The 1,970-nt window shown below is 59.5% G+C and carries 3 protein-coding genes and 3 pseudogenes; 3 read left to right on the plus strand and 3 right to left on the minus strand.

Annotated features, from left to right (window positions below):
• The 3 genes and pseudogenes from E4K64_RS39660 to E4K64_RS39670 all read left to right on the plus strand — a co-directional run.
• Positions 1-233 (plus strand): integrase core domain-containing protein (locus tag E4K64_RS39660; RefSeq protein WP_135164484.1); only part of this gene is annotated, 233 nt, incomplete at its 5' end.
• Between the two features lie 223 nt (positions 234-456).
• Positions 457-609 (plus strand): annotated as a pseudogene (locus E4K64_RS39665) (IS3 family transposase); the annotation flags it as partial.
• Between the two features lie 267 nt (positions 610-876).
• On the plus strand, positions 877-1,047 hold the full coding sequence (locus tag E4K64_RS39670) for a YegP family protein (protein WP_135167629.1): 171 nt from the start codon (positions 877-879) through the stop codon (positions 1,045-1,047).
• 93 nt (positions 1,048-1,140) lie between these two features.
• On the opposite strand, the pseudogene E4K64_RS39675 reads toward E4K64_RS39670, so the two are convergent.
• The 3 genes and pseudogenes from E4K64_RS39675 to E4K64_RS39680 form a co-directional block, all read right to left on the minus strand.
• A pseudogene (locus E4K64_RS39675) lies at positions 1,141-1,565 on the minus strand (transposase); the annotation flags it as partial.
• Positions 1,566-1,685: pseudogene (locus E4K64_RS42080) on the minus strand (transposase); the annotation flags it as partial. It lies immediately after the preceding pseudogene.
• Between the two features lie 52 nt (positions 1,686-1,737).
• The coding region (locus tag E4K64_RS39680) for an integrase core domain-containing protein (protein ID WP_135164484.1) at positions 1,738-1,970 on the minus strand (233 nt) is incomplete at its 5' end.

Raw genomic sequence — 1,970 nt, forward strand, 5'->3', positions numbered from 1 at the left:
TCAGTATGGACGGCCGGGGCGCCTGGCGGGACAACGTGTTCGTTGAGCGGCTGTGGCGCAGCGTCAAATACGAGGAGGTGTATCTGCGGGCCTACGACAGCGTCAGCGACGCTCGCGCCTCGATTGGCCGCTATCTGGACTTCTACAATTGCCGCCGTCCACATTCGAGCCTTGACGGCAGCACACCGGATCAAGCCTACTTCACCCCGCTGCCGCTCCGCACGGCAGCCTAACCCCGGCAGAGGCTCCACTTATCGACGCGGATATTCTGTTCAGACAACCGGGGCCAGCTCACTCCGTTGCTCCGCCCGCGTCACTTGGCGTACCAATCTCCGACACTCTAACCGGCTGGATAAAAGTTCGGTGCGGGCCATCGTAAACCGACGCAAGTACGCCAACGCCAGCATTGACTTCCACCTTCGAAAACATCTCAGACATAGGCGTATGCCTAGGCCATACAATCACGTTCGCTACCACGAGAGCATCGACAACCTCACACCAGCCGACGTCTACTTCGGTAGGGCCGAGGCGATCCTCGCCGAGCGAAAACGCATCAAACGCAACACCATCGCAAACCGCCGCTTGCAGCATCAATTGCGAGCAGCTTAAACTCTAACCCCTGATGAGCCAGAGCCTCCCTTCTCAAACCGCCTGATCGGTCTCAAATTATCTGACGACGGACAAATCTGATCTCCAATAAGCTCTCGGAGAATTTGAATGCGCTGTTCGTCCATTTGTAGCTCCCGCCCCACAGAACGGCACGTACTATTACGCCTTGGGTTCCCATTGCCGCCCAGCCAATCCTGGTAGCTACCTCTGCGACCTTTTTGCCGTACCCTGCCGGGCCTTATGGACACCCACGCAGGAGCGAGGGCCATGTACTTCCATCTATACCAGGACGCAAATCAGCAGTGGCGCTGGACGCTACATGCGCGCAATATGCGCAAGATCGCTGAGTCCGGCGAGGGTTATCACCGCAAGGTTGATTGCCTTGCGGCCATTGAACTCGTGCAGAGCACCGACCCCGACACGCCTATCCGCGAGTAATCCCACGTCTCTCATTCGATCAGGCTTTCAGACTTTCAGTTCGAGCGCATCATGCAGCCCATCATGCTCTCCCATGTCCCCTTAGAGCCTGACTCAAAATTGCATTGCTGTTTTTATCGCTGCGATGCGCCTTGTCATGAGTTGGACAGAGGCGAGGAAGAGCCAAGCAGTTGCGCTTTCGAGGGTTCGCTCGAAGTCCTTGGCCAATCTGCGGTTGCGGCCGAGCCGGCGAAGGTTCGTTCGACCACCCTGCGGCGCGGAAGCACCTCGAAGCCCTGTGCGGCGTCGGAGCGCTTGATGATCTCGACAGTCCACCGGCCGATCTTTTCCAGCACCGCCTTGAGCTTTTCGCCGGCATAGCCGCCATCGGCGAAGATATGGCGCAGCCAGGGGAAGCGGTAGCGAATGCTGCACAGGACATCTGGCGCGCCGTCGCGATCCTGGACGTCGGCAGCGTGAACGATCGCTCCGACCAGGAGCCCTTGGGTGTGGGTGACGATGGGGCGCTTTCGACCCTTGTAAATGTGCTTGAGCAGCAAAAGCCCGATCATGAAGCGGGTCTCGATGCCCGGCCTGCCGTTCTCGCTGTAGAGCGGAGCGATCTCGCGTTCGATCCAGTCCCAGTCGACTGAGCTGGCCCCGGTTGTCTGAACAGAATATCCGCGTCGATAAGTGGAGCCTCTGCCGGGGTTAGGCTGCCGTGCGGAGCGGCAGCGGGGTGAAGTAGGCTTGATCCGGTGTGCTGCCGTCAAGGCTCGAATGTGGACGGCGGCAATTGTAGAAGTCCAGATAGCGGCCAATCGAGGCGCGAGCGTCGCTGACGCTGTCGTAGGCCCGCAGATACACCTCCTCGTATTTGACGCTGCGCCACAGCCGCTCAACGAACACGTTGTCCCGCCAGGCGCCCCGGCCGTCCATACTGA

Origin of the sequence: Bradyrhizobium frederickii (genome assembly GCF_004570865.1) — a bacterium.
In the GTDB taxonomy this organism is placed as follows: Bacteria; Pseudomonadota; Alphaproteobacteria; order Rhizobiales; family Xanthobacteraceae; genus Bradyrhizobium; species Bradyrhizobium frederickii.